This window comes from Providencia lanzhouensis, from assembly GCF_050469745.1.
Classification (GTDB): domain Bacteria; phylum Pseudomonadota; class Gammaproteobacteria; order Enterobacterales; family Enterobacteriaceae; genus Providencia; species Providencia lanzhouensis.
Genome location: NZ_CP174123.1, coordinates 1,313,048 through 1,337,913, shown reverse-complemented (window position 1 = coordinate 1,337,913; position 24,866 = coordinate 1,313,048). Strand labels below are relative to the sequence as shown.

At 41.6% G+C, this 24,866-nt stretch carries 42 protein-coding genes and 2 pseudogenes; 5 read left to right on the top strand and 39 right to left on the bottom strand.

All coding sequences use genetic code 11. From position 1 onward, the window contains the following. Positions 1-26: 26 nt before the first annotated feature. The 39 genes and pseudogenes from ACIH2S_RS06240 to ACIH2S_RS06050 form a co-directional block, all read right to left on the bottom strand. Positions 27-620, bottom strand: coding sequence for a hypothetical protein (locus ACIH2S_RS06240; RefSeq protein ID WP_430248294.1), 594 nt, complete (start codon positions 618-620; stop codon positions 27-29). A gap of 39 nt (positions 621-659) precedes the next feature. Then, positions 660-947 carry a phage tail assembly protein T gene (locus tag ACIH2S_RS06235; RefSeq protein ID WP_430248293.1) on the bottom strand — a complete coding sequence of 96 codons (288 nt, stop codon included), beginning with the start codon at positions 945-947 and terminating at the stop codon, positions 660-662. A 23-nt stretch (positions 948-970) separates the two neighbouring features. Beyond that, the gene (locus ACIH2S_RS06230) at positions 971-1,351 is read right to left on the bottom strand and encodes a phage tail assembly chaperone (protein WP_430248292.1); all 381 of its coding nucleotides are present in this window, start codon (positions 1,349-1,351) and stop codon (positions 971-973) included. Then, entirely contained in the window at positions 1,351-1,839 is a 489-nt protein-coding gene (locus tag ACIH2S_RS06225) for a phage tail tube protein (protein ID WP_430248291.1), read from the bottom strand. Before ACIH2S_RS06225 ends, ACIH2S_RS06230 begins: the two co-directional genes overlap by 1 nt. Positions 1,840-1,899: 60 nt before the next feature. Further along, complete coding sequence (gene gp17 / locus ACIH2S_RS06220) at positions 1,900-2,235, bottom strand: tail completion protein gp17 (protein WP_430248290.1); 336 nt, start codon at positions 2,233-2,235, stop codon at positions 1,900-1,902. Further along, positions 2,232-2,681 (bottom strand): HK97-gp10 family putative phage morphogenesis protein, encoded by a 450-nt coding sequence (locus tag ACIH2S_RS06215; RefSeq protein ID WP_430248289.1) that lies wholly within the window; start codon positions 2,679-2,681, stop codon positions 2,232-2,234. The genes gp17 and ACIH2S_RS06215 overlap by 4 nt, the downstream gene beginning before the upstream one ends. Then, the gene (locus tag ACIH2S_RS06210; protein ID WP_430248287.1) at positions 2,674-3,000 is read right to left on the bottom strand and encodes a phage head closure protein; all 327 of its coding nucleotides are present in this window, start codon (positions 2,998-3,000) and stop codon (positions 2,674-2,676) included. The genes ACIH2S_RS06215 and ACIH2S_RS06210 overlap by 8 nt, the downstream gene beginning before the upstream one ends. Beyond that, positions 2,997-3,299, bottom strand: coding sequence for a head-tail connector protein (locus ACIH2S_RS06205; protein ID WP_115164392.1), 303 nt, complete (start codon positions 3,297-3,299; stop codon positions 2,997-2,999). Before ACIH2S_RS06205 ends, ACIH2S_RS06210 begins: the two co-directional genes overlap by 4 nt. Positions 3,300-3,335: 36 nt before the next feature. After that, positions 3,336-4,508: a phage major capsid protein gene (locus ACIH2S_RS06200; RefSeq protein ID WP_430248283.1), complete on the bottom strand. Its 1,173-nt coding sequence runs from the start codon at positions 4,506-4,508 to the stop codon at positions 3,336-3,338. Positions 4,509-4,511: 3 nt separating this feature from the next. Next, a complete protein-coding gene (locus ACIH2S_RS06195; protein ID WP_430248281.1) occupies positions 4,512-5,180 on the bottom strand; it encodes an HK97 family phage prohead protease in 669 nt (222 codons plus the stop codon). A gap of 17 nt (positions 5,181-5,197) precedes the next feature. Next, entirely contained in the window at positions 5,198-6,466 is a 1,269-nt protein-coding gene (locus ACIH2S_RS06190) for a phage portal protein (RefSeq protein WP_350572638.1), read from the bottom strand. Beyond that, the gene (locus ACIH2S_RS06185; RefSeq protein ID WP_430248279.1) at positions 6,466-8,202 is read right to left on the bottom strand and encodes a terminase large subunit; all 1,737 of its coding nucleotides are present in this window, start codon (positions 8,200-8,202) and stop codon (positions 6,466-6,468) included. The genes ACIH2S_RS06190 and ACIH2S_RS06185 overlap by 1 nt, the downstream gene beginning before the upstream one ends. Continuing rightward, on the bottom strand, positions 8,156-8,623 hold the full coding sequence (locus ACIH2S_RS06180) for a phage terminase small subunit P27 family (protein WP_430248277.1): 468 nt from the start codon (positions 8,621-8,623) through the stop codon (positions 8,156-8,158). The genes ACIH2S_RS06185 and ACIH2S_RS06180 overlap by 47 nt, the downstream gene beginning before the upstream one ends. 111 nt (positions 8,624-8,734) lie before the next feature. Beyond that, the gene (locus ACIH2S_RS06175) at positions 8,735-8,950 is read right to left on the bottom strand and encodes a hypothetical protein (protein ID WP_430248275.1); all 216 of its coding nucleotides are present in this window, start codon (positions 8,948-8,950) and stop codon (positions 8,735-8,737) included. Between the two features lies 1 nt (position 8,951). After that, positions 8,952-9,290 carry an HNH endonuclease signature motif containing protein gene (locus ACIH2S_RS06170; RefSeq protein ID WP_430248274.1) on the bottom strand — a complete coding sequence of 113 codons (339 nt, stop codon included), beginning with the start codon at positions 9,288-9,290 and terminating at the stop codon, positions 8,952-8,954. Between the two features lies 1 nt (position 9,291). Further along, the gene (locus ACIH2S_RS06165; RefSeq protein WP_430248272.1) at positions 9,292-9,840 is read right to left on the bottom strand and encodes a hypothetical protein; all 549 of its coding nucleotides are present in this window, start codon (positions 9,838-9,840) and stop codon (positions 9,292-9,294) included. A gap of 343 nt (positions 9,841-10,183) precedes the next feature. Beyond that, the gene (locus tag ACIH2S_RS06160; RefSeq protein WP_430248271.1) at positions 10,184-10,363 is read right to left on the bottom strand and encodes a hypothetical protein; all 180 of its coding nucleotides are present in this window, start codon (positions 10,361-10,363) and stop codon (positions 10,184-10,186) included. A 656-nt stretch (positions 10,364-11,019) separates the two neighbouring features. After that, entirely contained in the window at positions 11,020-11,244 is a 225-nt protein-coding gene (gene lysC / locus ACIH2S_RS06155) for an Rz1-like lysis system protein LysC (protein WP_420794122.1), read from the bottom strand. After that, a complete protein-coding gene (locus ACIH2S_RS06150; RefSeq protein ID WP_430248596.1) occupies positions 11,162-11,539 on the bottom strand; it encodes a hypothetical protein in 378 nt (125 codons plus the stop codon). The genes lysC and ACIH2S_RS06150 overlap by 83 nt, the downstream gene beginning before the upstream one ends. Before the next feature lies 1 nt (position 11,540). Then, complete coding sequence (locus ACIH2S_RS06145) at positions 11,541-12,023, bottom strand: TIGR02594 family protein (protein ID WP_430248270.1); 483 nt, start codon at positions 12,021-12,023, stop codon at positions 11,541-11,543. Beyond that, entirely contained in the window at positions 12,020-12,388 is a 369-nt protein-coding gene (locus tag ACIH2S_RS06140) for a hypothetical protein (RefSeq protein ID WP_430248269.1), read from the bottom strand. Before ACIH2S_RS06140 ends, ACIH2S_RS06145 begins: the two co-directional genes overlap by 4 nt. Then, entirely contained in the window at positions 12,388-12,801 is a 414-nt protein-coding gene (locus ACIH2S_RS06135) for a putative holin (RefSeq protein ID WP_125892324.1), read from the bottom strand. Before ACIH2S_RS06135 ends, ACIH2S_RS06140 begins: the two co-directional genes overlap by 1 nt. A gap of 22 nt (positions 12,802-12,823) precedes the next feature. After that, on the bottom strand, positions 12,824-13,072 hold the full coding sequence (locus tag ACIH2S_RS06130; RefSeq protein WP_430248268.1) for a hypothetical protein: 249 nt from the start codon (positions 13,070-13,072) through the stop codon (positions 12,824-12,826). A gap of 462 nt (positions 13,073-13,534) precedes the next feature. Beyond that, positions 13,535-13,669: a hypothetical protein gene (locus ACIH2S_RS06125; protein WP_305071665.1), complete on the bottom strand. Its 135-nt coding sequence runs from the start codon at positions 13,667-13,669 to the stop codon at positions 13,535-13,537. A 53-nt stretch (positions 13,670-13,722) separates the two neighbouring features. Beyond that, on the bottom strand, positions 13,723-14,046 hold the full coding sequence (locus ACIH2S_RS06120) for a GrlR family regulatory protein (protein WP_430248266.1): 324 nt from the start codon (positions 14,044-14,046) through the stop codon (positions 13,723-13,725). 106 nt (positions 14,047-14,152) lie between these two features. Then, on the bottom strand, positions 14,153-14,371 hold the full coding sequence (locus ACIH2S_RS06115; RefSeq protein ID WP_430248264.1) for a hypothetical protein: 219 nt from the start codon (positions 14,369-14,371) through the stop codon (positions 14,153-14,155). Between the two features lie 677 nt (positions 14,372-15,048). Continuing rightward, positions 15,049-15,444 carry an antiterminator Q family protein gene (locus ACIH2S_RS06110; RefSeq protein ID WP_430248263.1) on the bottom strand — a complete coding sequence of 132 codons (396 nt, stop codon included), beginning with the start codon at positions 15,442-15,444 and terminating at the stop codon, positions 15,049-15,051. A gap of 32 nt (positions 15,445-15,476) precedes the next feature. After that, positions 15,477-15,818, bottom strand: a pseudogene (locus tag ACIH2S_RS06105) (DUF968 domain-containing protein); the annotation flags it as partial. A gap of 193 nt (positions 15,819-16,011) precedes the next feature. Beyond that, a complete protein-coding gene (locus tag ACIH2S_RS06100; protein WP_154630795.1) occupies positions 16,012-16,689 on the bottom strand; it encodes a phage antirepressor KilAC domain-containing protein in 678 nt (225 codons plus the stop codon). Between the two features lie 16 nt (positions 16,690-16,705). After that, a complete protein-coding gene (locus ACIH2S_RS06095; RefSeq protein ID WP_430248262.1) occupies positions 16,706-17,089 on the bottom strand; it encodes a RusA family crossover junction endodeoxyribonuclease in 384 nt (127 codons plus the stop codon). Beyond that, entirely contained in the window at positions 17,074-17,454 is a 381-nt protein-coding gene (locus tag ACIH2S_RS06090; protein ID WP_154605978.1) for a hypothetical protein, read from the bottom strand. Before ACIH2S_RS06090 ends, ACIH2S_RS06095 begins: the two co-directional genes overlap by 16 nt. After that, positions 17,447-17,629 (bottom strand): hypothetical protein, encoded by a 183-nt coding sequence (locus ACIH2S_RS06085; RefSeq protein ID WP_430248260.1) that lies wholly within the window; start codon positions 17,627-17,629, stop codon positions 17,447-17,449. Before ACIH2S_RS06085 ends, ACIH2S_RS06090 begins: the two co-directional genes overlap by 8 nt. After that, entirely contained in the window at positions 17,626-19,113 is a 1,488-nt protein-coding gene (locus ACIH2S_RS06080) for a phage N-6-adenine-methyltransferase (RefSeq protein WP_430248259.1), read from the bottom strand. Before ACIH2S_RS06080 ends, ACIH2S_RS06085 begins: the two co-directional genes overlap by 4 nt. Beyond that, positions 19,113-19,361, bottom strand: a complete 249-nt coding sequence (locus ACIH2S_RS06075) for a hypothetical protein (protein ID WP_430248258.1) — start codon at positions 19,359-19,361, stop codon at positions 19,113-19,115. Before ACIH2S_RS06075 ends, ACIH2S_RS06080 begins: the two co-directional genes overlap by 1 nt. Positions 19,362-19,954: 593 nt before the next feature. After that, positions 19,955-20,407, bottom strand: a pseudogene (locus tag ACIH2S_RS06070) (helix-turn-helix domain-containing protein); the annotation flags it as partial. Positions 20,408-20,416: 9 nt separating this feature from the next. Next, complete coding sequence (locus ACIH2S_RS06065; RefSeq protein ID WP_430248257.1) at positions 20,417-20,596, bottom strand: DUF4222 domain-containing protein; 180 nt, start codon at positions 20,594-20,596, stop codon at positions 20,417-20,419. Beyond that, positions 20,589-20,795, bottom strand: a complete 207-nt coding sequence (locus ACIH2S_RS06060) for a hypothetical protein (RefSeq protein WP_430248256.1) — start codon at positions 20,793-20,795, stop codon at positions 20,589-20,591. Before ACIH2S_RS06060 ends, ACIH2S_RS06065 begins: the two co-directional genes overlap by 8 nt. Positions 20,796-20,875: 80 nt before the next feature. After that, the gene (locus tag ACIH2S_RS06055; protein WP_430248253.1) at positions 20,876-21,334 is read right to left on the bottom strand and encodes a YmfL family putative regulatory protein; all 459 of its coding nucleotides are present in this window, start codon (positions 21,332-21,334) and stop codon (positions 20,876-20,878) included. 37 nt (positions 21,335-21,371) lie between these two features. After that, positions 21,372-21,617, bottom strand: a complete 246-nt coding sequence (locus ACIH2S_RS06050) for a transcriptional regulator (protein WP_112860051.1) — start codon at positions 21,615-21,617, stop codon at positions 21,372-21,374. A gap of 105 nt (positions 21,618-21,722) precedes the next feature. On the opposite strand from ACIH2S_RS06050, the gene ACIH2S_RS06045 reads away from it, so the two are divergent. The 5 genes from ACIH2S_RS06045 (at position 21,723) to ACIH2S_RS06025 (ending at position 24,854) form a co-directional block, all read left to right on the top strand. After that, positions 21,723-22,412 carry a LexA family transcriptional regulator gene (locus ACIH2S_RS06045; protein ID WP_230085754.1) on the top strand — a complete coding sequence of 230 codons (690 nt, stop codon included), beginning with the start codon at positions 21,723-21,725 and terminating at the stop codon, positions 22,410-22,412. Positions 22,413-22,526: 114 nt separating this feature from the next. Continuing rightward, a complete protein-coding gene (locus ACIH2S_RS06040; protein ID WP_430248251.1) occupies positions 22,527-22,748 on the top strand; it encodes a hypothetical protein in 222 nt (73 codons plus the stop codon). A 25-nt stretch (positions 22,749-22,773) separates the two neighbouring features. Beyond that, positions 22,774-22,959, top strand: coding sequence for a carbon storage regulator CsrA (csrA, locus tag ACIH2S_RS06035; RefSeq protein WP_006657722.1), 186 nt, complete (start codon positions 22,774-22,776; stop codon positions 22,957-22,959). 144 nt (positions 22,960-23,103) lie between these two features. Beyond that, positions 23,104-24,006 carry a recombination-associated protein RdgC gene (gene rdgC, locus ACIH2S_RS06030; RefSeq protein WP_430248249.1) on the top strand — a complete coding sequence of 301 codons (903 nt, stop codon included), beginning with the start codon at positions 23,104-23,106 and terminating at the stop codon, positions 24,004-24,006. An 83-nt stretch (positions 24,007-24,089) separates the two neighbouring features. Further along, a complete protein-coding gene (locus ACIH2S_RS06025) occupies positions 24,090-24,854 on the top strand; it encodes a hypothetical protein (RefSeq protein WP_430248248.1) in 765 nt (254 codons plus the stop codon). Positions 24,855-24,866 lie beyond the last annotated feature (12 nt).

Sequence of the window (24,866 nt, the reverse complement as noted above, 5' to 3'; positions counted from 1 at the left end):
GCGAGGTTTTGTGAAATTATTAATGCTCAATTGCAGTAGGATACCCATTGTTTCTTGAAATCATCGGACCCATCATCGATCATGGTCAATGACCCGACTTGAATATATTTTTTATACCCAGTATAGCTACCAAAGCCATTCTTAGAATTCACTTGGCCACAAACAGTCCCGTTACTCCCTATTCGACTATCTTTAAAATCCGCAGAGGAAGGATCTTTAAGGTTTTCTTTAAGTCTCTTTTCTGCAATGGACACATGATTCATTTCAGATGCTGAATTTTGCCATGATTTTTTCTTTATATTTTCTAACTCAACTCTTTCTTTATAAGCGTCACCAAAAATAGATGTCCCACTATTTACATATGATAAAATAGCCCAACACAAAACCATTGTTACAACTAAATAAATAGCGGAGTTTATAAGCGACAGAGTATTAACATTCTTTCCACCAACCTCATCATTTAATAACTTCTCATTTATTTTGATAAATATAATTGCAACCACCAAATTGAGTGGAATAATCATAAATAGTGATACTATTTCCCTTGTGCCAATATAAATACTCCAAAGGATAATTAACGAAGCAATTATTACCATGACCCTAGATATTAATTTTTGCATTTCATTGACCCATTAATGAATGATGGGCTTACTATATAACTATTCAGACATACTACTCAACCATGCCTCAAGCGGCTCTTGATTCTTACTATCGCTGATAGATTCGTTAGCTGCCTCCTGATCCCAAACCAGAATCATGTCTCGAAGTGAGACTTTCGCACCAGCAGCATTCATGACTGCGGAGGCGAGCATTGCCGTTTGAATATCTCCACGACCATCCCCAATAGGACTGATTTTGTCGTATGCCATCCACATTCTTAATTCACTAGCGTCCAGATCCTGAATTAACTCTTTAAGTGTTTTCCCTAATCTGAGCGCTAGTGTCATTAAAAAGAACGTTTCCGGTTCTTTTACTTTTTTTCAGCTTCTAATACTGAAATAGTCAATCCAAATGCTTCAGATAACAAACGCGCATGAACTGGACCATACGTTTTCAATAAGGCTGGAAGATCATCCTCCGTAAATACATGGCTACCATCTTCATTAAGTAGGATATTGATAAAAATAACAGCATCACCCTCAATGTTACGTAAAGCCTTTTGAGTAGAGGTAAGCTCCTCACCTTCTTTCTCACGCACAAATTCACTGCATTGAATACGCGCCTGAATCGATGGCTCACGGACAGTCACCTCCAGACCTCCCCACTCAGGAACTATCACTTTCTTGGTCCGAAATGATTGTGAGGCGCTGAGAGCTAAATCACGCAAATTAGTTTTTTTAACTTTAGCCATTATTTACCGCCTCCTGTTGGTAATGATTGCGTTACCGGAGCTACCACTTTGCCTTTCACTAATGGCGTAGGTTTACCATTAAGGCGAAGGGTGAAGGATGCACTCACAACGCCATTTGTTGAGGCAGACCAGCTATTTTGGCGAACCTCAGCAAGGAAGGCGAAACCTGCACCTGATGGAAATACAACTTTAAAGGCATGGACTGCATCACTGTCATAAGCTTGGCGTAACACATCTTGTCCTTCATCAATCGCAAAGTTACCGCCAATAGTGACTTCCGCAGGAGCCGCGAGTCCGTTTATATTTTCCTGCTCCGTTGAGCAAAGCGTAGTGACGTCAATATCCGCTTTTTGCCCCCCTGTGAAACTAACTTCTTTCGTTGTGCAATCAATTGGCAATGAATCTGTTTCAACTGCAGTAATATCTGTTGCCGCCAATTTAGAAACGCTGATTTTGGTACCTTGCGTTTTTTCATGTTTACTCGTCATATCGGTTTCCTATAGACATAAAAAAACCACCCGTAGGTGGCTGATGGTGTGAGTTGAGGTTTAATTCCAGATTTGGAATTCTAACGTTTTACGATATAGAGCTGTGTCGGATTCATAATCGGATTTTCGAGAGACATTTGTCGGTGCTAATACCTTTATGGCCATAAATGCCTTATCCCGGAATTCACTGGCCTTATCAGGACTTTTCGCATAAACATCAATTTGAATGTTAGTCATCGTTTCGGCCTGACCCGCGAACACATCCTCATCAACTTCATAGGATGAGAATATTAACCATGGCGGACTGATGGTGGGCACATCTTGCGGAACAACGAGCGGAAAGACCTTATCAGGCAATACAGGATCTAAGAGTTTGAACAGGTCTGCATCTGTCATTTGTTGAGCACCTCATCAATGGCTTGATTCAGCTTTTCGATTGCAGCACTGGCAGCTTCATCCGCTTTGCTATCAAACGCAGGTCGAATAAATGGTACCGGTGGCATCTTTGAAGTCCCTTCCTCCAAAAATCGCCAGTAATAGGCATTGCGCGGATCCTTAGCTTTCATCGAATTGTCGCTATTAGTACCCTCCTGATTACTGCCACGAACATAGACGCCAGCTGAGACTTCCCCCTCTTTGCGACTACGTTGGCTGCTGGCCATAATATTTCGGGCTAGTTTTCCAGTGCGTTTCGGTGCCTTTGCTCTCACTTCATCACGTAAAACAGCAGCACCCGCATAAGTGGCTTGGCGCAAAACTGTTTTGCTTTCAGCCTTACTAAGTAACTCTAAATCCTTAGAAATATCAAGAAAGCCGCTGAAATCGATATTAAAATTATCCATCAGTCTTAACCCCCTGTTTGCACAGTAATTCAAGCCGGGTATTTTTCACATCAGGAATAACGGACTGAATATCATAGTTGAGCCCGTTAAAAACCATGCGGCACGTTGAATTGATATCAGGCCGAAAGCGCATCCAAACACGTACAGTTACCTCGGACATTTCGGCGCCTGATGCAAGAAGCTCACGCCCTGAGATTGGCTTAACTTCAGCGCGTGTCGTAGCAATATCAACCCACTGATTTTCACGAGCGCCAGAGGGTAATTTAACCAATTCACTACGCTGGAAAGTGACTTTGTGACGCAGTCTCCCCGGATTCATTCTCCCCCCCGCCAATTTCGATGATGAAACAATAAACGCTCCGCCGCTTTGTTTTCATACAACTGGATTTCGCTTTGGCTCGTACGATGCTCAAACATATCACCGAGAACTAATAGTGCCGCCAATTTAACGGGATGAGGGATATCTTCAGGTGCTTTCCATGCGGGTTCATCACACCATTTTAGGCAATAATCCAAAGCACTCTGAGCATAAAATGTAATCTGCTCATCACGATCATTATCATCATATTCAATGTGCTGCTTTAACAGTGAAAGCGGAATAACATCTAAGATATCCATTGAAGTAATACGGGGTAGTTACCCACCCCGACCTTATTATTTAGTTGACTTACCTTCCGCGGCAGCAAAGGAACCTTTGATGATGGCTTGAGGGCGATAATGAGCCAACGCTAAGCGCTCTTCACAAAGAATGGTTAGCATGTTTTTCACAAAGTTATCACGGTCTTCACGGCTCACTTCGATAGTGGCATCCATGCGATCCCATACTTGAGATGCTAAATCGAACGCACCAACCGTAAACTCACCTTGTGCCTGTGCTTTTGTTGGCACAACGGGTAAGCCCCACATCACATTAGAGGTAAATGCTTGAGGGCCACCGAAGATATAACGGCCTTCTTTGTCTTTCATTAACGCAATGGTGTGCCAGTCGCGAGGGTTTAAAATAATCCCCGATGCACTAAATTCAGACTCTGTTACCTGATAAATAGCATGGGCGATCAAGTCAGCTTGTGTGTCCCCTGTGGCATTTAGCGTAGTATCGTACGCTGTGGCGACTTGGTTAACACCTGTCAGGTTATCCGCTGAACCATCACCGTTAAGCAGTTGATTTTCTTCAACTAGCGCTAAGCCATATAACAAACGGGTATTCAAGTAAGACTGAAGTTGCGCCGCATCGTCCATAACTTGGCGTGACGCCTGAATCCAGTGCGCGATAGTGATCACGTTAGTGGTTTGTTTTTCGAAAGTCAGGTCAGATTCAGGCTTTTGAGCCTTTTCTTTTACGGGTGCCGCACTATTGGTAAACAACTTTTCACGCACATATTCCAGCGAATTACTGGAAATGCGACCTTGCGCTAATAAATCACGAACGACTAAACGGCGCATGCCCGGCATAACAATACCCGGCACTTGCATTGGCTGAATTAATGCACCTGCTGAGCCCGCATCACTACCCAGTGACTTATTGAATGTTTTAACTTCATAGGCTCCAGCGCTACCATTCCATGACTTAATGAGCTCTTCTGATGCACGCTCAGAAAAGTCTTTTTTAGCATTTGGATCATCCGCACCCGCTGCGCCTTTCTGCTCTAAATCAAACAGGCGTTCCCCCGCTTTTTTCAGTTCGTTTTGAACCGTGGTTAAGTCACTCTGTAACTGCTTTGAAATGGTGCCTGTTTCTTCAATTTGCTTCTTCTGCTCATCAAATAACTCTCTGACTTTAGCTTGTGACTCTTCGATGGCTTTTTGAATTTGGGTTAAATCAGACATAATTTATCCTTTCAGATTAAATGAATTAATTTGGTTAATAATGGAATCTACTTGAGATTTTTGAGTGCCATCGGACTCACTCCGAATAGCTGATTTGAAGCGAGAGATAAAACCAAGCGCCTCTGATTTTGATAGACCCACTGACTCTCTCAGCCAATCTTCAACATCACGAATAGTGGACAGGCCATCAACGCTTTTTAGTGATGAGACTTGTGCCTGTTCATTAGCAGGAAAAGTACAAATACTGATTTCCCGTAGCATGGAAATGTTTTTAAAAATACGACCGGAGGAAGTCACATCGAAATCCTCACGAACGCAGCCAAAACCGACTGACATACCTTCTACAGTACCGTGTTTCATAGCGGCTTTTAGATCTTGGGCGCCACTATGACCAGGAGTAAGTTGACCTCGAACAAGTAGACCTTTTGAGTCTTCCTCCATGTGTTCCCATTTGCCGACAGGCAGTTCCCATGCGCGATGGTTATAAAACATGGCGACTTTGCGTTTTTGGTTTGCTAGCACACTTTTGAATGCACCCGGCAAAATAATGTCGCCGTCTGAATCAGTATTACTGAACACTGAAGCATACCCTTCAAAAATACCTTGCGTACCATCGCCAGAGAATTTGATCTCCGCTTCATCAAAAGCGAGTGTTTTTCTGATATCGGACATTGCGCCCCCATAAATAATTAAGCCCCACTTTCGTGAGGCTCTTTGCTAAGTTGATTAATTGGTACATATTGCGCTTGTCGGTATGCAACATTGCCCCCTTCAAGAGGTGGGTAGTTATCAAGTCGCCGCATTTCATTGATAGTACGTAGCCCTGATTCACCCATCGCTTTCATAAATGCAGCGCGGGAAGCTGAGTCACCTCGTAACAATCCATCTAAATTATGTTCAGCATGATATTTACCAACATCACCGGGCTTTAAAAGCCATCGCGCTATACAGTTTTCCCAGCGGGAGATATATGGTTGCAATGTATATTGAAGAAAACCTAAGTTTTGTTGTTCAATCCCCGTCCCCCAGCTTGTTGATTTTTCAACATCACCAACCAAATGAGGAGGAACGCCAAAAAATCGAGCAAGTTCACTAACCTGAAACTTACGAGAAGCCATCGTTTCAGCATCTTGAGGGCTCACACCAATATCGTCTGCCTTGAAGCCGCCCTCCAATATCCACAGCCGCTTTTTAACTGGCCCACCCGCTATTTCTTTGAAGTTTTCTTCAACCTGTGCTCGCTGCTCTTTACTTAACACTTTATCGCCAGTAGTGAGTATTTTTGGAGACTTAGCGCCATTCGCATAAAACTCACGCTGCTGATCTTCCATTGCCACGGCAGTTCCTGCCGTTTTACATGCATGTGCAATTGGAGATAATCCCACTAACCCATTGAAACCAAATCCTTTTAAGTGGAATATTTCAGAGTGTTTAAACTTCGCAAACTCCTTATCTCTTTGATATTTATAAATAAGGTTTTTTCCTTCCATTCTCACATCCATATTTGCTGAAAGGAGTGGAAGCAAGCTGATCACATCACCGGAGCGATTCCGTTCAGCCAAAGCATAAGAATTGCCATAAAAACAAAGTTGCATGGTCATGGCTTCTCTGAATTCTTGAGCTGTCATATATTGGTTTGGTGAATAACGAAGTAAACGCGCTAATGGATTACTTAAATCTACTTTAGCTCTATTGCCTGCCTGATCTGTTTCAAAAACATCGAGTGGCAGGCAAGCCGTTAATGTTGATATCAAACTGACACAGCGCCAAACTGTCGATATTTGCAGTATACGTTCATCGGTTATCAATGAGTCACCCAGCGTTCCTTGAGCCGAAACGGGACCCGTTTGCGAACCTTGATCGGGAGTGACAAGTCTCCCTCCAACAAAGAAGGAAGCCAGACGTGCAAACCAACTATTGTTAGTGCGCAAATCGATTGAATATTGTTTATCTGTCATCACATACTCAGTGGATTAGAGAAAAAATCATCAAGGTTGCCATTATCATCAACCTCACCCTCGGAAGCACCAATTGCCATTGCGGAAGCCACAACACCATCGATACGTCCCGTACTCTTCCTTTTCGCAAATATGCGGTTTTCCTTTTGATCTGCTTCCGTTACGGCTGATGCCGCATTCCACCGCAAACAGGGGTTTGCATGAATAACGATGACTCGGTCATCAATCAACCCTTCAAACAGTTCGATTGAGTGTGGCATCCACAAGCCAGAATCTTTTGCCTTGTAATAACCTTGCCCATGAGGAACCAAAGGAACGGTGACTGCAGCCTCATCTAATTTAGGCTCTAAGTATTTGATTCTGTATTGGTCAAATGCAATGGCGAGCAAATTCACATGTGCTGTTATTTCCGCAATCCGCTCAGCAACAAACTCATATTTAACCGCATTACCAGGAGGGGTATGGATGAAGCCTTTTCTAGCCCACGCATCATAAGGAACGCGGTCAGTTTTAGCCCTATCCATTAAAGTATCTTTTGGTGTCCAGAATTCGACATACAGATGTTTGAGCCGAGGAAAATAAAGCGCTAACGCGGTTAAATCTCGTGTTCCTGATAAGTCGAGTCCGCCATAGCATTCCTCACCTTGCAAGTCCTCTAATGTGAATTCTTTCTCACAATTCATCCACGTATCACCATTGATCCACGGATTATCTGCATCCACCCACTGGCAGAAATTAAGACGGCGGACAATGCTTTCTTTAGCTGGCATACCTTGAGCTTGAGTCACTTGCTCCCGTAAATAACGGTCAGTGAAGGTATAACCTAAAGAGGGATTGGCTTTTCCCCAGCACGATTCATCCTTAAAAGGATCGTCACCCTCATCAAGCGAACAGATATAAGAAAAGAAACTGTCATCTTCAACTGAGCCTTCAGCGACTTTTCGACCGTATTCATGGTAGTCGTAGCACACGCTGGTTTTATCATGGCCACTATTGGTGATCATGAATATCAGTGCTTGTCGTCGCCCTTTCGTGCCGGCTCGCATCATTTCAACGACATTGTTATTTTTGTGCTCATGAATCTCATCAATGAGCGCACAGTGAGGACGAGGTCCCGACTGTCCATCATCAGCACTAATTGGTCTAAAAAACGACCCAGCCTTTAAAAAAGCGAGGTTCCATTCTTTTCCTGCACCGCCAGACTTCATGACCCGCTGGCTGAGTGCCGGTGATTGGTCAACCATTGCAACCGCATCACGAAATAAAATCATTGCCTGATCTTTTTTGGTGGCTGCTGCATAAACTTCAGCGCGAGGCTCACCGTCTGCAACTAAGCAGTAGAGACCGACGCCTGCTGATAACGGTGACTTTCCAGACCCTTTTCCCGATTCGACATACACCATACGAAAACGGCGGGTACCATCTTCCATTTTCCAACCGAAAATTGAGCCAATAACAAAACATTGCCACGGTAATAAAATAAATGGCTTACCCTCATGCTCACCACCATTGAGCTTCAACACTTTGGCAAAAAAGTCTATGGCACGCTGAACAGCCTCAACGTCCCAAACTAAACCTCGCTGCTTAGCTTCATTCAGATCTCTTAAGTGTCTTGCGCATGAGTTTCGGATATCAGGACCAGCAAGAATTTTACCGTCATGAACGTCTTGGGCATATTGTGTTGCAGGGTCAAGCGAAGTACGTGCTGAGCGGGTCTTCCTCTTCTTCTCCACCATCGATTTTCACCTTTGAGCGAGCAGCCGGAGTCAAACCGAACTCGACTAAATAACTTTTAAAACGACGATCCGCATCCCCCAGCATTGCGACTGCGGGGTGTGCTTTAATCAGAAAATCACCCAATTGGGTTTTCGTTGTGTAAGTGCGACCTTCAATCGCTATCGTGTCGCGCAGCTGAAGAATATCAGCGTAGATATCGCAAAGCCTTTCCAAAGCCAAAGAATCAGCAATGGTTAAAACCCCCATGCCATCAAGTAACAAGGTTAATTTTGCCCACGCTATTTTTCCCCAATCGGTTAAGTGTTCGGGTGGGCTAGGAATTTCGCGTCGGGGTTTAGGCTCTTTGTCATTGAGTTTTCGTTTACCCGGATTACCAGTAACCACTTTTAGGTGGGTCGGTTTCGGGCGCCTTCCTGCCATCGGAACCTCCCAGAAAAAAACTTTTCATTTCGCGGTTGTGCACGTTAATGACTACGGTCGGTAATTTAAGGCAAAGGTTTTGAACTTTTCCCCCGCCCCCCTACCGTACCGCTAAGACTTCAAATGAATATCAGGTGCATCAACAGCCATTTCGTTATTACAGATAAATGTAACGGTCACGCGTACCTGTTTTGTTTCACCAGTAGTTGGAGTGATCACCAACGACTCTTGATTATTTAGTAGCTGTCCATCAACACTTAATGCATGACCAGAAAATCGACTACCACGAAATAACTTGGATAATTTCACCTGCTTAGTTTCAGTCATGCTATTTATTCCAATGTGAATTAGGATCAAGTGGTATGCCATCTTCACTACAGCCAACGACAACGCCACTCTTCTCCATGCGTTGCTTGGTTGAGTTATGATGGGGGTCGCATAAGCTTTGGAAGTTCTTTTTATCCCAAAAGAGCTTTTGGGCTTTGGCTATCCACTCGACATCACCAGATGCGAGCGCATCTCGTAGTCGGTGCGGGGTAATGTGGTCAACAACTGTCGCTGCCGTAATGCGCCCTTGCTCTTTGCACATGACGCACAAAGGATTCTCATTAAGAAAGTTAAGCCTGACCTTTACCCATCTGCCGCCGTAAACATTGGGTCTCTTCATATCAAGCAAAGCCTGAACCGTTACGCAGAGCATCAATAGAAAGCTGTCGAATTTTCTCGCCAACCGCCTTACGTTCAGCTTCTTGCACTCGCGCTGCCTCTTCGAGTTCTTGCTTGATTTTATGAATAACATCTGCCGATTGCAGTGCTGCATCACAAATAACATGGCTCACAATAAGCTTGGGATTATGACTACACTCAAAATGTTCAGCAGTAAACCCTACTAACTCGCCAGCATCTTTCGTGTAATCACCACTGACAACATAGTGCTCATAACCAGCCTTATCAGCCCATACGTTATAGGATGAAACGGTCTCAATGATATCTTGGTTAATCTTGTTGATTTTATTGAGTAGCTCGACAGGCTTAGTGATGCAATCCAGATCCACTGATTTAGTATTTACGGCATTTTCATAAACTATCATTCCAGATGCAGCCATCCCACGAAGATCCATATATAGCATCGTTCTATTTTCGATTAGCTGGGATATTTTCTCCTGCAAACTCACGCAACGACCTATCGCTTCAAAATTAATTTGCTTATCTGACATAACTTTCTCCACAAATGAAAAAGCCACCAATGATTAGCTGGTGGCTATTTAGAATATTGTGCTAATTAAATTTATATAGCTCTCGAAAATCAGCTAACCTAACACTCGCAAAACCAATATAAAACTCTATCAATGCTACTCAATGAATAGCATTTGTAGAATTAAATAAAATTATGTCTCTCCATAAGTCACGCCGCTTCTTCTCCAATGGCTGACGTTTCCACCGCATGAGCTATCCATACTTGGATTCGTTGTTTTTGATTCTATATATGCGCTATCCGCTTAGAGGTTGCGGGTCTCAGCTAACATATAAGACAGCGACAACGCAGCGCCTCGCTCGCAATTATTCTAGTTGTAGAACGCCATGTTCTTCAGAGCCTGAATAAGCAATCAGACCTTCATAAACAATTTCATCACCATCACAGATGGTGCCTACTTCAATGGTGTAAGATGCTTGTCCTTCTTGCTGAGCAAACTCATGCAGGGACTTAATTTGTTCTGGTGTTAATACGATTTTGCTCATCAATAAATACTCCGATTTGGCTTAAGCAATAAGTAGTGGTAATATCCTGCCGCTGGTTAAGGATGACTGGTCCTACAACAATAATGATAAAGATGCATTTCCATTAGATATGCCCTTCTATAGAGGGCTTTTTTTATGTCATTTGATAATCACCAATATAATTGCGCATTTGAAATAACCTGCTAGGCTTAACGCTGATATTCATCGTAAAGCAACACTTTAGCCTACAGCTGTGTAGGCTTTTTTTTATTTGCATACACTTTTTTCAATATTCTTTTCCGTATTTTGTAACAATTTACATCTAGATTATTTAACATATGCTGATACTATCTGCGCTCCCTATTAGGGATATTCATAAACAAAAAAATTGGTTCAATTAATAGATTATTTCAGCCCCGCCTCGCAAAGGGGCTTTTTTTATTCTTTCGGAATGCTTTTATCCAACTCTTCACGGAATTGAGCTGGTTTATCGCAACCTTGTGTTGCCATTATGTTTCTCCTGTAGGTATAAAAAGCCCCGTGATTGCGAGGCTGACATACTTAGTTAAAATTTATTACACTTATTTATCAATTAATGTACTATTCTGTAAAAGAAGACATATATAACAATAAACCTCGCTGTGCATACTGTTAGCTCATCCCCCACCAGGCATGGGCTATTTTTTTACCCTTTCAGCTTCAATCTCTCGAATGGCCTTTTTGTCTAAATTACATTGCTCGATAACTGTTAGTAGCGACTCATTTATCAATAAAGAATCACCCCAAGGAAATGTCTCAGGGATGTACTCAGGCAAACAATCATTGAGTAGATGAGCTGGAATGGGCACTGATGGCGTTTGAACGTATTCTATTCGCGTGGTTGTGCAACTCGACAGTAGCATCACGAGGAGCATCAATAGCAGCACACTTATCATCCACAATAACGGTTTTGATAATAGTTTTAACCGTTTCAGAGGCCACTGCTGCCTCATCGCGCTCCCTAAGGTTATTTCGTGAAATTTCATTGAATGTTACCGATAGCTCTAAAACAGTGGACAATATGAATTGATTGGCGGCAAGCTCATTTGATTTTTTATCAAACTTATCACTCAATTTGTCGTAATCATTCACAACCCAAATAAACCAAAATAGCAAAATGGCACAAGCGGCCATTAATACTTTAATTAGCGCACTCATATCACGACTCTTTAACTGACAGCGCAGCATCACCAATTGGTAGCGGTCGGTTGTCTACTTCAACGCCATCAGGCCAGCGATAAGCAACAACTCGGTCAGTCCCAAACGCTTTGATGTTTACTGCGTCTGATTGATTACCACCCAAGATAAGAAGCGAGCCATTTTCAGTTTTACCAACACAGAAACCAACATGCCCACCGCCTGAGCGTGAGAAGCGAACAATGCAGCCATATTTAGGCTCTGTTAGCTTTTGCCCGAAAGTATCAAATGAACTTGAAGCATCTTTGCGAGGGGATTTAATACCAGCACGCTCTAACATGGCATTAACAAAACCAGCACACCACGGCACTTTACGTGCAGTACCAACCAATCCACGTAACTTGCTATCAATCCACATTTGATCTACGGCTTTCGAACCTTCAGCGGTATGTTCAGAAACGCCAATTTCTTTTCTGGCTTCAGTTAGCCATTTAGGTTCAGTCATTTTTTCACCATAAAAGCAAAAGGCCGCTTAATTAGCAGCCAGATTGATTTGAGTCGAGCGATTAATTTACTGAAAACGACAACCGACATGATATTTCCGCCAACGGCGAATATGACGACAAAAAATACACCATCAAATAAAACATCCGAGGCCGCTGATATCCGTTCTCCGTATATCGTTTCCCCTATTTGGCAAATCCAGCAAATAATTAGAATATTACCAATGACGGAATCTCTCGTTTTCTTATAGGGGCAGAGAAATACCGTTATCGCTGAAGTAAGCATGAATGAAATATCAGCCGCATCCCATGGATATAACTCAATCCAATTAACCAACTGGTTTATGTTGCTAAGGAAGGTTTCCATCAGTTACCCCCTTTATTTCGCCAATCTTTAATGGCCTGAACGATACTGCTGAAGTTTCGGTCTATTGATGCTGCGATACGACTAAACAACTTTCTAAGGTTGTCTTTGTTTGCTGCTAGCACTAGAACGGGGATTAATAAAGCCGAAATAATAATGGCTGTTATCTTAGGGCTAATTTCCCATTGCCATACCTGAGCAATAAAATCCGAGGCTTCTTTAGCAATGAGGATCCCCGCACCTAACGCCAAAATAAAATGAAGTATCTTTCGTCGGTTGTTATCTTTAGATGCAATGACGGAAACTGAAGCGCCAATAACTGCCCCTAGCACAACACCATAGTCGGCACCAATAAGGAAACCGCCCATCGCGCCACCGCCAGCAGCACCGAGGGTTATCCCTATTGATGTGCTCATAAATGATTTGTTCTCTTAACAGTTAATGAGAAGGTGTTTTACCTCTGCAGATAACCCGAACCGTATCACCCGTTACCGTAGTAATGTAAGCATGGTCTGTTCGCTTGATATCAAATGCAGGTACACCGTCTTTTGTTGTGTATTCCAATCGAACTGCAATATCGGGATTATCGACTACTGGATAAAACTCCAGTCGGTACATATTTCCCAAATAATGTGACTCTTCAACTTTACGTCCATTACGTTCTGTCATTAATTTGAGTGCGTACATAGTTACGTTCCTTATTTTTAGACAACAAAAAAGGCCACCGAAGTGACCTTTAGTTAATTCACACTTAATAACTTAAGATGTATGACATTCTCTACTGCACCAATAACATCCATTTGCTGGGGTATATCCTAAGCTTCTCGCCATTTGAACCGCAGCCGTGCATGTATAGAAATTACCAAGAAGCCTTCTATTCAAGATTGTAGGCATATGACTACACCCATCTCTATGAACTTCGTAATCGCCTTGTGCATCTTTAGATGTGTGAACATAGTAATTCATGCATATCTCCTATTGTTGCGTACGCAAGGAAATAATACATGGAACAGTAAATAATACTTAAGCGAAATTCACATTTTTTACATTTAAAAGCCACCAGCAATAGCAGCTAGATTGGAATAAATGACGGGCGCAACTCCGCCTTATGCGCAGTTATCGATTTCTCTGCATGAGGTTTTCGATAAATTAATGAAAAACTGCTCGCCAGTAAGCTTTGTATTTTGAGCGGGTGAGGAAGTAATGAAATGACCAAGACAGGCGTAATTGCTCTTTTGTTTTACCTGATAACTTAATGCACAGATTAATAAATAAATTTTTCATATTTTCTCCAATAAAAAAGGCCGCTTCAGCGACCTTGATTTGATATCGGAGAATTAATTAATTACTTCCCCGATGAACTTAGCATTGATTGAAATTTTCATCTGCTGCATGCCTTCTACATGCCCTGCTAAAACATAATCCCTGCCAGATTCAGTGATATTTAAAATCAAATTGAATTTATCAATATCGCCAAATACTGATGTTGCAGATTTATCATGCCTTTCTATTGTTAATGTGGTTTGAATGCCATTCACTTTACCTCTGTACAGGTAAGCAAAATCACCACCATTAACAATATTATCTTTAACTACTACCGTGCCATTTCCAAAATCTTGAGAGTTACTTCTAAATCTTACAAAGTAAATACCATCTTTCATAAATACCTCATGCAGTAATTTTTTAGCTGAAAATCAGCGAAGTGACTTTACCGCAATTTAGTAAGCATATCTAATGAATTGGTATAAAAAGAACTCTCTCTTATCATTAATTAATAAGCTTGGCAGTAACACCCGTATTTTCACCTTCGTTATGAGTGATGGTGACGACTAGATCATCAGATGTGCAGTTGACACGATATTTTCTAACAAACTGGGTGTCAGTTTTTCCGTAAAAAGCATCTTTAACAAGACGCTGACCTTTCTGATGTACTTCAAAAGAGATTGAGCTATTAAGCTTTGGAGCAGTGACTTGGATTGTTTTCACTTGATGCCTCTCTTAAACGAAAAAAGGCTACACAATGGCAGCCTTGGATTACTTTTTATTGAGCTACTTCAGCCAGAACGGAAATGCAATAAACAGCAACACAAATACAGTTAACATCATAGCTTTTTGAAGTGCACTGAATATAGCCATATATAACCATCCAATTTAATAGTCTTTTATTATTGTTATTTAAATGTAGCTATTATTGGCTGATTGTAAATATTAAAGATAAAAATCCGTACTGGTAAATCATAGAATATGAACCATCCGGAATTTCCGGATGGTTCAACTTGTAAGATCTACTTACAGGTTGAAATTAGATAGCTACACTCTCGCAGTAGCCACGCTCATGCCATTGAGATCATCACCCCGGTTCGTCTCTGCCCCCATTGGATCTAACCAGTGCATGATTGGCGGTCATGCTTCGTCACCGGTGCTTCTTTACTTATTAACCCTAACCAGATGCAAAGCTGGCTCTCTACTCGGAGATTCGGGAGTTGGTCATTACCCAACTATTGCTACCTTTAGGCTACACGGTCTATCCGCTTAATTGCTTCATTTTCAATCTCCTAGAAACAAAAAAACCTCGCACGGATGGCGAGGTTTCATTCTATAAGTTAGGTGACAACGTATTCACTCTTATCACACTAGCACCCAAAATTCGTAACGAAAAGTATTCAGTTATCAATTGGTGATTTATTTGTCCATTCGTCCATTTCTAAAACCGCGCCAGCCATAATTAAACAGGCATCAATAAAGGTTTCGGCTATCATAAGCTTTTGCCTAATCTTGCCTTCTGAACACTTCATATCCCTTGCTATTGCTGATTTTGATATGTCCTTAATGTAGTGTTTTTCTATCAGGTCATATTCATCTTTTTTGCCAGCTTTAATTAGCTGACCGACAGCTGAGTCGATGAGTATTCCGTCATCATCACAACAAGAAAGTCGTTCACCATTCACATTAGGGAGTAAGCCTTTAAACCCTGCGGCAATTGGTGAATAACCAACACGACTTTTACCTTCGGCAGCCCAACCGCCCCAGCGCTCTAAAACTAACTGAATATCTCTCATGCAATAATCTCCACTGCGTTCCGCACAACGCATTAACCGAATACGCCTAGACCGATAGAGCGGTCGAGGAATTTAAATAAAAAAACTAACTGACTGCCGTTTTCTTGTTCCCACCCTTTCGGATCCTTATGCAACTCGCTGTGGTGAATTCGACACAATGGAATAGTGAACAAGTCATGGGCTTTTGTGCCTATGCCACCCTGCCCGTAGCCGATAATATGATGGGCATCATCGGAAGTAGCACCGCATACGCAGCAAGGCTGTGATTTAACCCACTGCAGATATTTCACACTCTCCCAGCGCTGAAGCTTTGGAAACTTCATAAAGCTTGCTGGTGGCTCAGGATCTACAGCTAAATCCAATACCTGCTTTATCTCTTCAATATCCTTCAACTCGTCGCTGAGGAGTGATGGAGAAAGAGAGATAGACCCTACTGATTTATCGCTTAACGAATTAGGCACCGGGATAATGAGCATGCGACCAGTAAAATTTGATAATTCGCTTACTCCTGGTCGAAATATTACTAACCCCAAATCTGGTACCGTATTCGCTGTAAGTATAGAAGCCTTATGCATATGCTTTATGCTCCATCCATTCGCCAGCTATCCAATTAACTCCCTTGGCTGTGAATCGGGCTTGAGAAAATGAGTAAGCCGTTTCTTTTGTAACGCCTGTTTTCATTTCAAAACGTCCAGCGTCAATGTGTTGCTGGTATGGAGTTAAAATATTATTCAGTCGATATGCAATTTTGTTATCGAGCAAAAAGCATCTAAAGTCATTTTCTTTTGCTCCCAGCAGTTTACATACTTGCCTAAAGGTCATTGAACCTGTTGCTTGAACGTAGCGATCAACAAAATCCACCTTAGGCGCTGCTTCTATTAATTTTGACTCTAACTGCTGATTTTCTTCGGCTAAATCAGCAGCCAACCTTAATGCTTCGGGCAATGTTTGTGGTAATGCGTTTCGATTTTCCAACTCTTGCCAGCGATCCACCAGCCTCGCTGTAAATTCAGGCATTAATTGAGCAACGACGATAATACTATCGCGCTTACCTTTTTCACCTGAAAACAAATAAAACGATACTGGTCTCCCCTCTGTGGGCTTCTCCCCCATTGGGGGTAAAGCTATCACACCGCGCTTTGCAAGGCGTTCAATAGATTGTTTTACTTTGTCATGGCGAGACTCAACTAACTCTGATATCTCTACGCTGGACATTGTTAATGTTTTTATCGCTAATTGATTCATGCTTTTTCTCCACGTTTTACGCAACCGCATTTGCGCTGTCATGTAAGCTGATCGTAATTTCAAACCGACCACCCTTTACTACCTCGCACCACCATATATCTGCGTGTCTAACCTGCTTGTCATCTTTCCATACGTTTGCATAGGTAAGAGCATCAAATGGGGCTTTTAAAAAATTATCTATGTCTCTTCTGTGATTAGTTGGAGGGTACATCTTCACAATGACTGATACGTCTTCTTCTATTGCCACAGGTCTTTTACGTAATTGCTGATACACCGCTGCTATTGCATTAGCCCGAAATGCGCGACCTTTTTCACTGATAATCATTGTGCCGCGAACAGTTCGCCAGCAAGCATTAACACTTGGCGGAAATGGTAGCGTTAGGGTTATAGATCCAGGCATATTTGACCTCCACCTCGAATAGCAGATAGATGATTGCCTTTAGCTGAATTGAACTTAGCGTAGTGAGCTTGACGATAGACTTTGACCTGACCAATTTCATAAAAAATATAATGGCGCCCAAAACCTATTTCTTGACTTTCGCAAATAGGGCAATAATCAATTGATTCACAACCACCAGAGCGGCCCTTGCGCCAATGAAAATTGCCATGGAAGGTTGAACAACTTGCACACATAGGAGCATCGCAAGTGTAAGCCGATGAGAATCTGGATAATACGCCTCTATCATTTTTCTCACCGATGTAGCAAATAACCCCATCGCAATGCAAATCAGCATTGCCGCCACAGAACATGCATTTTTTAGGCATTAGCGACCACCTTATTCCAGATTCTTACGGCTTCTAGCTTGTCATTTATCGCTGGACCGTTGGCGCCACAACCGTGGCAATAAACATAAAACCAAGTGCGATACTCAAGAGTTTCGATATGTAGATCTTCACTGCCACATTTACATTGATGGATTTCAATTATTTTGCCATTCATGCCGCCACCCCCATCTTTTTAGCCAGCCACTGCGCCTGTTCGATAGCTAACTTGCCAATATGCTCTAATTCTTTACGTTGAATGTTGCCTACTTTCTCGCCGTTCCACTCTTTGTCAAAAATAATTATTGCACCGGCAAACATTGCACCTGACGGCTTTTGTTTTTCATCTGCTGGGTTAAACCATTTCGGAACGTCAAACCCTATTCGACCTTTGATGTAACAAATGTGATCTGCATGATCAGGCCACCATGTTTCGCTCGTGGCGACTTTCAATAAAAAGACGTATCGACCACCTTTCTCACGCATCGCTAAAGCATGATTAATTATGTGACCAACGCCAGTGACTGCTTGTTTTTCATGATAAGAACTACGGGAATAAGGTGGGTTAGCGAATGCTGCTCCTCCAATTTCTTTTAGCTTATCTGACCAGTCTTGCGTAAGCGCATTGTCTTCTGCTGTATAGAAATGAGGTGCTTTACTGTTTTCGCCATCGGTGAATAAATCAATAGTAAGTGGACCAAACTTAGCGTTAATGCCCCAAAATAATTCATCTGGTGTTGCCCACTGATCCCCAATCTCATTAAGTTTATGAGTAGGCTTTGACTTCAATACATTGAGTTTTTTAACATACTCGCTTTGTTCTTCTTCCAGTTCGCATAGCATTGGCTCGCATGATTCACTGCATGAGCCAGCATCATAGCCACCAGCACCACGAATAGTTTCCGCTATATCATCACGAGAATGATCCGCAAACATGGCAATAATGCCTTCGAGTGAATTATTACCTCGATACATGACTTTATTTTCTTGCTGGCGGCGTTCTACGACACGAACAGATTTATCGGTAATTACATTAAGAAATTGCTGTGCTAGCTCCGGCTCGTCACGGGTTGCTAAAGCGATTTTATTAATGCCTTTTTTTACGCAGAAAACGCAGTTACCTAAGTGTTCGGGCAGGTCTAGATCGAAAGGTTGTTCAGCCCACCAGTCGAGAATGTCTTGTTTCTCAACTTCGCTGATATCAGCAAGATATGAAACACCCTCACGCTCTTTTAATCGCTTTGGCTCATCAGCTCTAATGCCTAGCCATGTGTGGTACTCGCCGTAAGTTTCTTTACAGTAACGAGTGAAAACCTCTGTTTTCATCGTTCGAGTACAAAAAGCACCATGTACATACGGAGTGCCGTATTTACTGCAAGCATCTATCCACGGCTGTAAGTCATGCCCAATGTCATCAACTGAAATAATTTTATAGGTGTTGGCTTTTCCAAGTTCCGGATCAATAACTAGTCGCAAGCAAACAAGGTCAATATTCCAGTTTTTGGCAACATTACGGATGAATTCATAGGTTTTAGGATGTTCCGCACCCGTATCCATAAAGACATGTTTAATTGTGAAATGTTCTTTAGCGGCCTTTCGTTCAAGTAAATGGACCATAAACGCTGAGGTACGACCACCAGAGAAACTAGACACATGGATCATTAGATAGCACCTCGCTGCTGGTGGGCTTTCGCAAACATACGAATCCGCTTATAGCGCTGCTGAACATTGAAATGTTCTGATACCGAATTTAAGTGATTAAATTTTCCACATGCAACTAATGCACTTCGAGAATCATTCCAACACCCACGCAACTCGCGAATAGCCCACCAACGGCGCAGCTGATGCAACATGGCGACAATGCCAAAAACGTTAGTGCCATAGATTTTTTTAGCTTCACTGCGCATCATGCCGCCACCTCTCTCGCTGCTTGTTCTGCTGCCTGTTGCCAAATACCAGCCCATGCTTTACGTCCAACAAAGTCAGTCATACGACGAACGCCTGATTTACCCGCTAACTCAGCGGCAATTTCTTCGATACGGTTTTGTGGTTTTGAACGGGAACCGATAATGCGAGTGAATGCCTCGTCACGCTCAACTTGGTCGATGGAAACCTTTTGCTCACCCGCTAAACGGAGGGTTAGATCATCCCACTGGGTGCGCAGTGTTCTTGGGCATTGAACGTTTTTCTTCCAGAACTCATCCTGGGTAATGCGTTTGTAGAATTGGCAAATCTCTTTGTGGGTGCGACCGTCTTGGCTAACCATCAGGCGAACATCGTTAGCCCACTCTATAAAATTTGGCTCTTTCGGTTCTTGCAACCCAAGTTCTTTGAAGACTTCACACTTGCGGCTAAACAGCCATTCAGCACACTTGAGGTCATCCGCAGATCCCCATTTCTGGAAGTTCGGGCTGTAAATCACTGCCTCAGGGTAACGATTTAAAAAATCAATTTTAGGCTTGTCGCTGGATTCGCTAGAATTCTGCGACGAAGAGTTAGTTACTGATGGATCTTGTTTTGAAGTTACTGACGGATCGCCCCCAGATTCTGACGGGTCAAAACGATTATTTTTGCTCGATTCTGACGGGACGGATTTTGATGCGACAGATTTTGACGTGTCAGGATTTGACGTATCAGATTCTGCTGGTTGAGGTAATGCAGATCTCGCTGCTGAAGCTAATTTATCAACATTAAGCTGATAGATATTGCTCGCATTACGGTTACCTTTGCGACGCTTTTCTCTCGATAACCAACCATCTTTTTCTAAATCTTTGATGGCGGTACGTACAGTGCTTTCACCCGCACCGATTTGGCGGGCAATCGTTGGTACCGATGGCCAGCACACGCCCTCATCGTTTGAGAAGTCTGCGAGACGAGCCATGATAGCAACTGAGGTTATCTTCAAACCTGCTGGCGCACAGCCATCCCAAACATAACTTGATAGTTTTACGCTCATACTTGCTACCTACTCGACTCTTGTGAATTCATCTTTAAATTTGTACAAAGGGGCGAAGCATTCATGTTCATAGCCGTCACGCAGGTATATGACCCACTGCTTTTCTCGGTCATAACGTATGACACGAACACGAATACCGCGCTTATCCAGATACACCCGATTAAGATTATTTGGGTTTTCATTAGACATGCGCCTCGCCTTTGCTATTGAAATAAAAGTTAGCCCAATCGTTTCTCAACTCAGCGATATCTACCAATTGCTGCTCAGTCTTGTAGTTGCCCGAGGCATCTGCTGAAGTTATGATTTCTACATATTGAAACGGACCACTTTTAGAAGCCGGTAAGCAGCGGAATTGCTTTTTAGCTCTGATTTGGTTTAAACTGCTCATGCTAATTACTCCACAAATGTTTTTAGCGCCCCCGACGCCCGGACCGCATATCTGGGCGTCAACCTTTCTAACTATGCTCATCATTGTTTAATCCCATAAACGCTTTCTAAAGAACCCACGAAGCCCAGTGCGTAAGCAAAGACTTTCTCCATTTTTCTGTAGATAGCTGTAATTTCATCTGGTGTTAAAACGCCGTCAGAAATACTGTCTTTGATTAAAACGCTTAACGCCCCATGCATTGCCCCCAAACGCATTTGAATATCGAACAATTCAACTTTGTCTAAGCTTTCAGCTTCAATTTTTACTGACGGGGTAATCCCGTGGCGTTCCATGTGATAAGCCACCAGCAATTTAGTGCCAGATAACTCTTCAACCGCTTCCAGCTCATCGTTTTCAAAAAAGCGACAGCCGTTTTTTTCATACAGCTTGTTGTTGAACGTTGTTTCAGAAATACCCAAAGCACCCGCCATTGCCGAACGTCCACCAGGGAATGCTTTGCACATCTCTTTCACGACTTCTTTTAGTGTTTGTTTGCACATATCTACAATTCCGTTGTTTTGTTGGTAGTTAACTCTGTTAGTTTGTTTTGGTACTGTTTGGTAAACCATCAAGCTCATTTGGATAGAGGTCCGGTCTAAGCTGGTGTGGAGAAATTTCCCATCCACCCATTTTGCAGAGTTGAATTACACGCTCCGCTGGAACTTTGTTGTTTTTAATCCAATTAAAAACCGATTGAGGTGAATTAAAGCCGAATAAACGCGAGACGGAAGATGGGACACCAACGGCTCTAATTGCTCTCTCTGTAATATTTTCTTTATTCATTTTTCTTCTCCGATTAAGAATAGAATAAATACTACTTAAAGTAGAGATAATAAGCAACTTAAAATAGAAATGACAATACTTAAAGTGCGAGATAGACTTCTACTTATGGTAGAAAATACAAAATACAGTGATTTCGCTAAGAGACTTACTGAGCGCATGAGAGATGCTGGTGTTGATGTTAAACAGCTGTCTGAAAATGTCGGTGTTTCCTATGAAATGGCTCGACGTTATACGCTTGGAACTGCAAAGCCCAGAGATGACAAAATGGAACAAGTAGCAAATACGGTGCATTCCACGCCAGTTTATCTCGACTATGGCGTTGATATATATGGAAGCTTTGGCGAAGAACAAGAAAGAGACACGGTAACAGTGAGGCAAATCGAAGCATTTGCATCTGCTGGGAATGGTTACATCAATAACCCCTTCCCTGAGATAATCCGATCTATAGAAATTCCCAAAGAAAGGGTTTATGAGCTTTTCGGTAGAAATAGTCTTGATGGTGTTGTAATTATAAATGCTGATGGTGATAGCATGTCGCCAACACTGAACCCTAAAGACTTACTCTTTATAGATACCAAAATTGAGCAATTTACAGGCGATGGTATTTATGTTTTTAATTTTGAAGGGTCTACATTTATAAAGAGATTACAAAGAGTTAAAGGCAGAAAGCTAGCTGTTATGTCTGATAATGAATTTTACCCACCCTTCTATATTGAAGACCATGAAATGCATGAATTATATTTTCATGGAAAATTAATTCGAAGCTTGCCTATGTCGTTAAAACAATTCGCATAATTCAATAAGCCAGCAATAGCTGGTTTTATTTTGCATTTATTTTCTACTTTTAGTTGTTGACATTATCTACTTTTAGTTGCATTCTTATTTCACACAAGGAATAGGAGGGAACTTATGCAGTCTAATTCAAGCACACCAATCGTTACTTTTAACAACCCAATGTCCACAGATGAAATTCATGCGTGGATTTTGGAGAAAGCTGCTGCACTTAAAAAACTTGAAAGCCTTAACTCTGCCTACGCAGAACTCAAAGAAAAGCTGGTAAGAATCGAAGATGATATTTACGAGCAAACTGAGATCTGCAATGCAGGTCTAGGCCTACCAGCAACCAACTAATCAACTATGTGGAGTAATTAGTGGAATGCTTATTTTAACCCGTCGTGCAGGTGAAACAGTTGTTATTGGTGATGATGTCAAAGTCACTGTTTTGGGAATTAAAGGATGCCAAGTGCGGATTGGTATCGAAGCACCAAAAGATACAAGTATTCACCGCGAAGAAATTTATCTTCGGATCCAAGCTGAAAATAATAATGCCGTTGCTAGTTAGTAGTTTTTGGCGGTGCCATGCCGCCTCTTTTTCTAAATATAAATAAGACCATTGGCGTTAGTCCATACGGGTAAATATGTACTTAATTACTGTCAGTGGTCTTATTTATATTTGTGGAGTTAATTATTATGCGGAGATTTGCAAATGAAACGTTTTCCAATTAGCAGTGTAGTTGTATTTAAGGCTGAATTACCAAATGCTGAAGCACTAGAAAATCATTTAAAAGAATTACCTTTTGTTGATATTCTTGAGTCGCACTCTTTTAGTTATGGCTTTATTCCAAATAAAGTAACTGGTGAGTTAGTTACGCCAATTGAAGGTGGCTATATCATCAATTTCCGTATTGATGAAAAGATACTACCTAAAGCGGCTATCGCGTTCGAAATAAACAAACGCATTGAAAAACTGAAAGAACAAGGCATTACCGATTATCTTGTGCCTGAAATAAAGCGTATGGCTATAGATGAACTTCTAAAAATCGCATTAACAAAGACAAAAGTTATTACAGCGCTATACCATGTTTCCAAAGGCTTCCTCTTCATATCAACAACAAGAAAGCCAGATTATCAAGCACTGGTGGGTAGCTTAGTTAAAGTTTGTGGCACCGTAAAAACTGAAACATTTAACATCGATGATGCAAAAAACGGTATTACAACACGACTATCAAACCACATTGATAATTTATCGCCTGAAGAGTGTTTTGATCATGACATTCATCCCGGTAATTTCATTTTGCTACAACGTAAAGTTGATAAAAAACTTGAAACTGTAAAATACGATGCTGAACTTAATCTAATTCGTGAACAAGTTAAAGATTCATTAGACAATCATTTTAAAGTAAGTCTAATTGAATTAAGCACCTTTGATTTAATTTTCAAACTTACAGATAACTTTGACTTTAAGAGCATCAAGCCACTAGCAAAAATTGAATGCGATGGTGATAAAGCATATCGATACCGACATACCAATGCTGTATTTATGTTTCACATGGTTAATACCATTGAGCTATTAATTGAATTATTAAAATATAAAGAAAAAACAGAATAACTATTTAGCCAATACCAAAGAATTTAATTCTCTTTATTAAGAGACGGACTATTATTATCTAAATTGTGTGTGGAGTATTAATTATGTCTAAAGAACTAACATTAAGTGAATTATTAACTCAGCGTTGTGTTGAGTTTGCAAATAGCGAACAAGCAGTAGAAATTATTGATAAAGGTATAGCTAACTTATTTAACAATGTTGTTGATGATGCTTTTCGTTCTTACGGCGACTTTGGAAAAGCATTTAAAAAGGCAATGGAAAGCGCCCTACCCACTAGCATAGAAGATATGGTTGATTTGAAAAAATACAACACGCTCGTTACTGAAAAAATGCGTAACTCTTGGGAGAAATCAGGAATCGAAACAGACTTACAGGAAAAGGTTGCCGCTTTAGTAAAAGATTTTGTTAGTGAGGAAGAATGCCCTAAATACATTAAAGCTTCCGATTTATGGGAGGCATTTATTGAAGGTAATGCTAGCAACGCAATTGAAAATGGGTGGGATTCTCCACAGGTATTTTTTGATGATGAACGTGATGGATCTATTTTTGTTAGCTTGCACCCAGATGAGGCCACATCTTCATATAGCTCAATAAGAGAAAGCGAATGTGATTATAGATTCTTTCTGAGTAGCGTCCGAGAAGATGGCTATGGAAGCGAATTATTTTTACATGAAGGTCATCAAGTATATGAGCTGTTTGGGGGTAAAGTTAAAGGTAATACTTTAGGCAAAAGAATAATTAACCCATATTCCCGTTTTGATAAATTAATCTTGAACCTCTATTACGGTGGTAGCTTATTAGTTTGGGATGAGTCACCAGAAGATATTTGCTACTGCAATGATTATTAATAACGAGGGGGT

Coding starts and splice junctions, on each gene's coding strand:
- ACIH2S_RS06240 (WP_430248294.1), bottom strand. CDS start 620: ATGCAAAAATTAATATCTAGGGTCATGGTAATAATTGCTTCGTTAATT.
- ACIH2S_RS06235 (WP_430248293.1), bottom strand. CDS start 947: ATGACACTAGCGCTCAGATTAGGGAAAACACTTAAAGAGTTAATTCAG.
- ACIH2S_RS06230 (WP_430248292.1), bottom strand. CDS start 1,351: ATGGCTAAAGTTAAAAAAACTAATTTGCGTGATTTAGCTCTCAGCGCC.
- ACIH2S_RS06225 (WP_430248291.1), bottom strand. CDS start 1,839: ATGACGAGTAAACATGAAAAAACGCAAGGTACCAAAATCAGCGTTTCT.
- gp17 (WP_430248290.1), bottom strand. CDS start 2,235: ATGACAGATGCAGACCTGTTCAAACTCTTAGATCCTGTATTGCCTGAT.
- ACIH2S_RS06215 (WP_430248289.1), bottom strand. CDS start 2,681: ATGGATAATTTTAATATCGATTTCAGCGGCTTTCTTGATATTTCTAAG.
- ACIH2S_RS06210 (WP_430248287.1), bottom strand. CDS start 3,000: ATGAATCCGGGGAGACTGCGTCACAAAGTCACTTTCCAGCGTAGTGAA.
- ACIH2S_RS06205 (WP_115164392.1), bottom strand. CDS start 3,299: ATGGATATCTTAGATGTTATTCCGCTTTCACTGTTAAAGCAGCACATT.
- ACIH2S_RS06200 (WP_430248283.1), bottom strand. CDS start 4,508: ATGTCTGATTTAACCCAAATTCAAAAAGCCATCGAAGAGTCACAAGCT.
- ACIH2S_RS06195 (WP_430248281.1), bottom strand. CDS start 5,180: ATGTCCGATATCAGAAAAACACTCGCTTTTGATGAAGCGGAGATCAAA.
- ACIH2S_RS06190 (WP_350572638.1), bottom strand. CDS start 6,466: ATGACAGATAAACAATATTCAATCGATTTGCGCACTAACAATAGTTGG.
- ACIH2S_RS06185 (WP_430248279.1), bottom strand. CDS start 8,202: ATGGTGGAGAAGAAGAGGAAGACCCGCTCAGCACGTACTTCGCTTGAC.
- ACIH2S_RS06180 (WP_430248277.1), bottom strand. CDS start 8,623: ATGGCAGGAAGGCGCCCGAAACCGACCCACCTAAAAGTGGTTACTGGT.
- ACIH2S_RS06175 (WP_430248275.1), bottom strand. CDS start 8,950: ATGACTGAAACTAAGCAGGTGAAATTATCCAAGTTATTTCGTGGTAGT.
- ACIH2S_RS06170 (WP_430248274.1), bottom strand. CDS start 9,290: ATGAAGAGACCCAATGTTTACGGCGGCAGATGGGTAAAGGTCAGGCTT.
- ACIH2S_RS06165 (WP_430248272.1), bottom strand. CDS start 9,840: ATGTCAGATAAGCAAATTAATTTTGAAGCGATAGGTCGTTGCGTGAGT.
- ACIH2S_RS06160 (WP_430248271.1), bottom strand. CDS start 10,363: ATGAGCAAAATCGTATTAACACCAGAACAAATTAAGTCCCTGCATGAG.
- lysC (WP_420794122.1), bottom strand. CDS start 11,244: ATGCTACTGTCGAGTTGCACAACCACGCGAATAGAATACGTTCAAACG.
- ACIH2S_RS06150 (WP_430248596.1), bottom strand. CDS start 11,539: ATGAGTGCGCTAATTAAAGTATTAATGGCCGCTTGTGCCATTTTGCTA.
- ACIH2S_RS06145 (WP_430248270.1), bottom strand. CDS start 12,023: ATGACTGAACCTAAATGGCTAACTGAAGCCAGAAAAGAAATTGGCGTT.
- ACIH2S_RS06140 (WP_430248269.1), bottom strand. CDS start 12,388: ATGGAAACCTTCCTTAGCAACATAAACCAGTTGGTTAATTGGATTGAG.
- ACIH2S_RS06135 (WP_125892324.1), bottom strand. CDS start 12,801: ATGAGCACATCAATAGGGATAACCCTCGGTGCTGCTGGCGGTGGCGCG.
- ACIH2S_RS06130 (WP_430248268.1), bottom strand. CDS start 13,072: ATGTACGCACTCAAATTAATGACAGAACGTAATGGACGTAAAGTTGAA.
- ACIH2S_RS06125 (WP_305071665.1), bottom strand. CDS start 13,669: ATGAAAAATTTATTTATTAATCTGTGCATTAAGTTATCAGGTAAAACA.
- ACIH2S_RS06120 (WP_430248266.1), bottom strand. CDS start 14,046: ATGAAAGATGGTATTTACTTTGTAAGATTTAGAAGTAACTCTCAAGAT.
- ACIH2S_RS06110 (WP_430248263.1), bottom strand. CDS start 15,444: ATGAGAGATATTCAGTTAGTTTTAGAGCGCTGGGGCGGTTGGGCTGCC.
- ACIH2S_RS06100 (WP_154630795.1), bottom strand. CDS start 16,689: ATGAATCAATTAGCGATAAAAACATTAACAATGTCCAGCGTAGAGATA.
- ACIH2S_RS06095 (WP_430248262.1), bottom strand. CDS start 17,089: ATGCCTGGATCTATAACCCTAACGCTACCATTTCCGCCAAGTGTTAAT.
- ACIH2S_RS06090 (WP_154605978.1), bottom strand. CDS start 17,454: ATGCCTAAAAAATGCATGTTCTGTGGCGGCAATGCTGATTTGCATTGC.
- ACIH2S_RS06085 (WP_430248260.1), bottom strand. CDS start 17,629: ATGAATGGCAAAATAATTGAAATCCATCAATGTAAATGTGGCAGTGAA.
- ACIH2S_RS06080 (WP_430248259.1), bottom strand. CDS start 19,113: ATGATCCATGTGTCTAGTTTCTCTGGTGGTCGTACCTCAGCGTTTATG.
- ACIH2S_RS06075 (WP_430248258.1), bottom strand. CDS start 19,361: ATGATGCGCAGTGAAGCTAAAAAAATCTATGGCACTAACGTTTTTGGC.
- ACIH2S_RS06065 (WP_430248257.1), bottom strand. CDS start 20,596: ATGTCTAATGAAAACCCAAATAATCTTAATCGGGTGTATCTGGATAAG.
- ACIH2S_RS06060 (WP_430248256.1), bottom strand. CDS start 20,795: ATGAGCAGTTTAAACCAAATCAGAGCTAAAAAGCAATTCCGCTGCTTA.
- ACIH2S_RS06055 (WP_430248253.1), bottom strand. CDS start 21,334: ATGTGCAAACAAACACTAAAAGAAGTCGTGAAAGAGATGTGCAAAGCA.
- ACIH2S_RS06050 (WP_112860051.1), bottom strand. CDS start 21,617: ATGAATAAAGAAAATATTACAGAGAGAGCAATTAGAGCCGTTGGTGTC.
- ACIH2S_RS06045 (WP_230085754.1), top strand. CDS start 21,723: ATGGTAGAAAATACAAAATACAGTGATTTCGCTAAGAGACTTACTGAG.
- ACIH2S_RS06040 (WP_430248251.1), top strand. CDS start 22,527: ATGCAGTCTAATTCAAGCACACCAATCGTTACTTTTAACAACCCAATG.
- csrA (WP_006657722.1), top strand. CDS start 22,774: ATGCTTATTTTAACCCGTCGTGCAGGTGAAACAGTTGTTATTGGTGAT.
- rdgC (WP_430248249.1), top strand. CDS start 23,104: ATGAAACGTTTTCCAATTAGCAGTGTAGTTGTATTTAAGGCTGAATTA.
- ACIH2S_RS06025 (WP_430248248.1), top strand. CDS start 24,090: ATGTCTAAAGAACTAACATTAAGTGAATTATTAACTCAGCGTTGTGTT.